Raw genomic sequence first — 4,296 nt, forward strand, 5'->3', positions numbered from 1 at the left:
CAAGAGAGGGGTGCCCGTAGGGCGGGGTGGGTAGATCTGCGATCCCCCGCTGTCTTTCAAAGATCTAAGGCTTTAAAAACCTCGGTTGAGTGGGTTGGGTTGAAGAATGAAACCCAACCCACTCAACCGAGGTTTTTAAAGCCTTAGATCTTTGAAAGACAGCGGGGGATCGCAGATCTACCCACCCCGCCCTACGGGCACCCCTCTCTTGAAAAGGTGCTTTACTTGGGGAAACAAGCGACGTTTGTGGGGGAAGCTTCCCCCACAAAGCTCGCGCCCCAAGAACGCACTTTTCGCTCCGAGGAGGGGATTTTTCATCAAACCTTACTTGTAAGGTTGTGCTGGCTTGACTGGTTTCCATGTGAATCCAAAATCCAAAATCTAAAATCCAAAATCTATAATGGCATTAATCGTCCAAAAATATGGGGGGACATCGGTTGGCTCCGCCGAGCGGATTCAAGCAGTGGCTAAAAGAGTCGTAGAGACAGTCAAAGCGGGTAACGATTTAGTAGTAGTTGTCTCCGCGATGGGTAAAACCACCGATGGGTTAGTTAAGTTAGCCCATGAGTTATCTAGCCAGCCATCGCGCCGCGAACTGGATATGTTGCTATCCACAGGCGAACAGGTTACTATCGCCTTATTGAGTATTGCCATTCAAGAATTAGGACAACCCGCGATCTCGCTCACAGGCGCGCAAGTTGGGATCGAAACCGAAGCCGAGCATACCCGCGCGCGAATTTTAGAGATTTCACCCGATCGCGTCCAGCGGCACCTGAAAGAAGGTAAAGTCGTGGTAGTGGCTGGATTTCAAGGCGTGAGTGCTACAGGAGATCGAGATATTACCACCCTCGGTAGAGGCGGTTCCGACACCTCCGCAGTGGCTCTGGCTGCCGCACTTAAAGCTAGTGCCTGCGAGATTTACACCGACGTACCCGGCATTTTAACCACCGATCCACGCATCGTTCCCGAAGCCAAATTACTCACCGAAATTACCTCCGACGAAATGCTCGAACTCGCCAGCCTGGGCGCAAAAGTCTTGCATCCCCGCGCGGTAGAAATTGCCAAAAATTACGGCGTACCCCTTGTCGTGCGATCGAGCTGGACGGACGAGCCAGGAACGTGGGTAAGATCGCCAGCCACCCGATCGCGCTCCCTGACTAACTTAGAAGTCTCCAGCTCCGTCGATGCCGTTGAATTTGCGATCGACCAAGCCAAAATCGCTATTCTCCAAGTACCCGATCGCGCCGGAATTGCCGGACAATTATTTGGAGCATTAGCCAAAGAACGTGTCGATGTCGATCTGATCGTCCAATCGATCCACGAAGGCAACACCAACGACATTGCTTTCACCGTCGATAAACACGCTGCCAGTCGCGCCCAGGCGGTCGCTGAAGCCATCTCACCCGTCCTCCACGACAATTTTGCCCCCACTCACGATAGCATCCTGGTAGCGAACGATATTGCCAAAGTCAGCATCGTCGGCGCAGGCACGATCGGACGACCGGGAGTAGCCGCTCAAATGTTCAAAACCCTCGCCGAGGCGGGAATTAACATTCAAATGATTTCTACCTCCGAAATCAAAGTCAGTTGCACCATTCCCGCCGCCGACTGCGATCGGGCGATTGCCGCACTGTGTAAACAGTTTGAAGTTTCAATTTTGACCAATGACCATGCCCAGCCTGTTAATGCCCCCTCAGTACGCGGAGTCGCCCTCGATCTCGATCGCGCCAGACTCGCCATTCTCCAAGTTCCCGATCGTCCCGGCATGGCCGCCGAGATTTTTGGCATCTTAGCCACTCATAATATTAGTATGGATGCCATTATTCAATCTCAACGCACCCGCGTTATTAATGGTGTCGCCACCCGCGATATTGCCTGTACGATCGCCCAAGGCGATGCCGCCGATGCCAAACGCTTCCTAGATGCGGCTACCACCCGCCTGGGTTGTGGCGAGGTAGTCGTCGATGAATCGATCTCTAAAGTCAGCATCGTCGGCGCGGGGATGGTGAGCAACCCCGGTGTCGCCGCCCAAATGTTTACCGCTCTAGCCGACGCGGGAATTAATATTCAAATGATTTCGACATCTGAGATTAAAATTAGTTGTGTAGTCGCCCGCGATCGTGGCACCGAAGCACTTAAAACCATCCATCGGGCGTTTGGGTTAGGTTAGGTATTAGATATTAGGTTTTAGGTATCAGGTTTTAGTATTTCCAACTCCTTACTCCTTACTCCTTACTCCTTACTCCTTACTCTCCAACCTCCCAACTCCCATCTACAAAACAACCAGAGTGGGTCTAGACATCACCATCAGTCCAATATCTGTAGACGAGATCGAATCGATCTTAATTCTCGATCGCTTATGCTTTGGGGGGTTGTGGTCGATCGATAGTTATCGTCGCGAATTAACCAACGAGAACAGCCATTTTCTGGGCGTATCGGTCGATAAATCGATCGCTCCAGCTACTAACGGAATTATCGGCTTCGGTTGCTTCTGGGCGATTTTAGACGAGGCTCACATCACATTACTGGGCGTTCATCCCCAGTATCAACGCCAAGGTTTCGGACAATTATTATTATGCGCCTTACTCGACAAAGCGCGATCGATCGGCATGGCACGAGCGACATTAGAAGCCCGCGTCTCCAATCAGGGAGCGATCGATCTCTATAAAAGATATGGCTTTCAAAGCGTCGGACGACGCAAAAAATACTATCAAGATACAGGCGAAGATGGTGTAATTATGTGGCGCGGCGGTTTACAACGTCCAGATTTCACCCACATCATTCCGCCTCCCCCGATCGATCTTTGAAACATTTAATCATCGAGATCTTGGCGTTCTAACCGAGCGACACGGCGACCTAAACGGCGAATTTTGCGCTCGTTATTGGTTAAATCGAAGTTTAGATCGTCTACAAAGCCTTGGTGCGCTGTAAATGTATTGCGAATGACGATCGAAACGGCACCTTCGACACTATCGATCCGCTGGCGGATGCTGATGACATCTTCACGAACAGCATTGACATTGTTTTGGACGGCAGTTATGTCTTGCCGAACGACAGCTAAATCTTGCTTGGTAGCCATGTTATCCTGCATGGCAGTTATGTCCCCCTGCATGGTAGTTATGTCCCCCCGCATGGTAGTTATGTCCCCCCGCATGGCAGTTATGTTCTCCTGCATGGTAACCATGTTCTGCTGCATGGTACCAATAGCCTGAATAACCTGTGTTAGTTGACTTTCAAGCCGATCGAAACGTTCTTCAGACATGTGTTATTCTACTTATTAGAAAGTATTTTGTGTTTGAAATACGGCTTTAGCTTTCATCTAAAGCCGTATTTCTATTTTAAACCACTGCTTTAAAACATGAAGTTGTCTCTTTACAAGCCCTTACTCCCATCTTTCCCAAAATTTTCATCCGGATTTACCCCAACTCAGGGTGAATAGAGTAGGCGTAAGCTATTGACGATCGCTATATGAGTATCGGGTTAACAGTTCTGTTGGTTATCGCTGGGATTGTATTGCTGTATTGCGCGCTGGAAAAATTCTCGAATAAATCTCGCGCTGATGAAATTTTTGCAGATTGGCAACGCAAAAGCGTCATCGATCCTGAAACTCGACGACGCACGATCGTAATTGCTGGGCACGATATGGAGCGGATCGAACGGTTGCTAGAAATCGCTCGACGCAATAATCCCGATCGCACGGAGCAATGGTACTGGGAGAAAATTTTATACGATATGGAACGCGATCGGGGAGTTTAGGAATTTGGAATTTGGAATTTTGGATTAAAGATTCCCTATCCCCTAATTTGCTATCTTTTGATTTTCAATAATTCAGCTAATGGAGCCAAAAGCTTTACTTCTACTAAGCAGATGCGATCTGCTGGCGTTAATTGCATCAGCCAACTGACATTTATGGTAAAGTAGTTAGTTTTTACTTTTCCTTGGATGTGATATTGAATAATATCGTTATCTTTAATTAACATCGCGCCAGATTCGGGACAAAATATCATGCCTCGCGCTTCCCGCTCTAGATATGTCGCGATCGCATCTCGACCGGAAAGCGGCAGATCGAAGGGCGGATTGAGACAAGCGTTATCGGTAAATAATGCTGCTGTAGCGGCAAAGTCACCACTATTTAAGCTATTAAAATATGCCACGATGCTGGGCGATGCTACACCTGCGATGTTGTCAATTAATAACTCTGTCCCGATATAGCTAGTTGTATTCACGATCTTTAATGATATATATTTATCGATTGAATAACCTTTTAACTTAGATCGACTCTATAAATTCAGGTAC

Annotated in this window: 5 protein-coding genes; 3 read left to right on the top strand and 2 right to left on the bottom strand. The window is 48.5% G+C overall.

The genetic code is table 11. The annotated features are described in order from the left end of the window. The first annotated feature begins 400 nt into the window (after positions 1-400). Positions 401-2,170 (top strand): aspartate kinase, encoded by a 1,770-nt coding sequence (locus Q0R35_RS10685; RefSeq protein ID WP_295617419.1) that lies wholly within the window; start codon positions 401-403, stop codon positions 2,168-2,170. 118 nt (positions 2,171-2,288) lie between these two features. Next, complete coding sequence (gene rimI / locus Q0R35_RS10690) at positions 2,289-2,807, top strand: ribosomal protein S18-alanine N-acetyltransferase (RefSeq protein ID WP_295617422.1); 519 nt, start codon at positions 2,289-2,291, stop codon at positions 2,805-2,807. 5 nt (positions 2,808-2,812) lie between these two features. Here the strand turns inward: rimI and Q0R35_RS10695 are convergent, their stop codons facing one another. Next, positions 2,813-3,262: a hypothetical protein gene (locus tag Q0R35_RS10695; protein ID WP_295617425.1), complete on the bottom strand. Its 450-nt coding sequence runs from the start codon at positions 3,260-3,262 to the stop codon at positions 2,813-2,815. A gap of 206 nt (positions 3,263-3,468) precedes the next feature. On the opposite strand from Q0R35_RS10695, the gene Q0R35_RS10700 reads away from it, so the two are divergent. Continuing rightward, positions 3,469-3,756 carry a hypothetical protein gene (locus Q0R35_RS10700; RefSeq protein WP_295617428.1) on the top strand — a complete coding sequence of 96 codons (288 nt, stop codon included), beginning with the start codon at positions 3,469-3,471 and terminating at the stop codon, positions 3,754-3,756. Positions 3,757-3,806: 50 nt separating this feature from the next. Here the strand turns inward: Q0R35_RS10700 and Q0R35_RS10705 are convergent, their stop codons facing one another. Next, positions 3,807-4,226 carry a nuclear transport factor 2 family protein gene (locus tag Q0R35_RS10705; RefSeq protein ID WP_295617431.1) on the bottom strand — a complete coding sequence of 140 codons (420 nt, stop codon included), beginning with the start codon at positions 4,224-4,226 and terminating at the stop codon, positions 3,807-3,809. Between the last annotated feature and the right edge of the window lie 70 nt (positions 4,227-4,296).

Source organism: Chamaesiphon sp. GL140_3_metabinner_50 (genome assembly GCF_025361915.1).
In the GTDB taxonomy this organism is placed as follows: Bacteria; Cyanobacteriota; Cyanobacteriia; order Cyanobacteriales; family Chamaesiphonaceae; genus Chamaesiphon.

Coding starts and splice junctions, on each gene's coding strand:
- Q0R35_RS10685 (WP_295617419.1), top strand. CDS start 401: ATGGCATTAATCGTCCAAAAATATGGGGGGACATCGGTTGGCTCCGCC.
- Q0R35_RS10695 (WP_295617425.1), bottom strand. CDS start 3,262: ATGTCTGAAGAACGTTTCGATCGGCTTGAAAGTCAACTAACACAGGTT.
- Q0R35_RS10700 (WP_295617428.1), top strand. CDS start 3,469: ATGAGTATCGGGTTAACAGTTCTGTTGGTTATCGCTGGGATTGTATTG.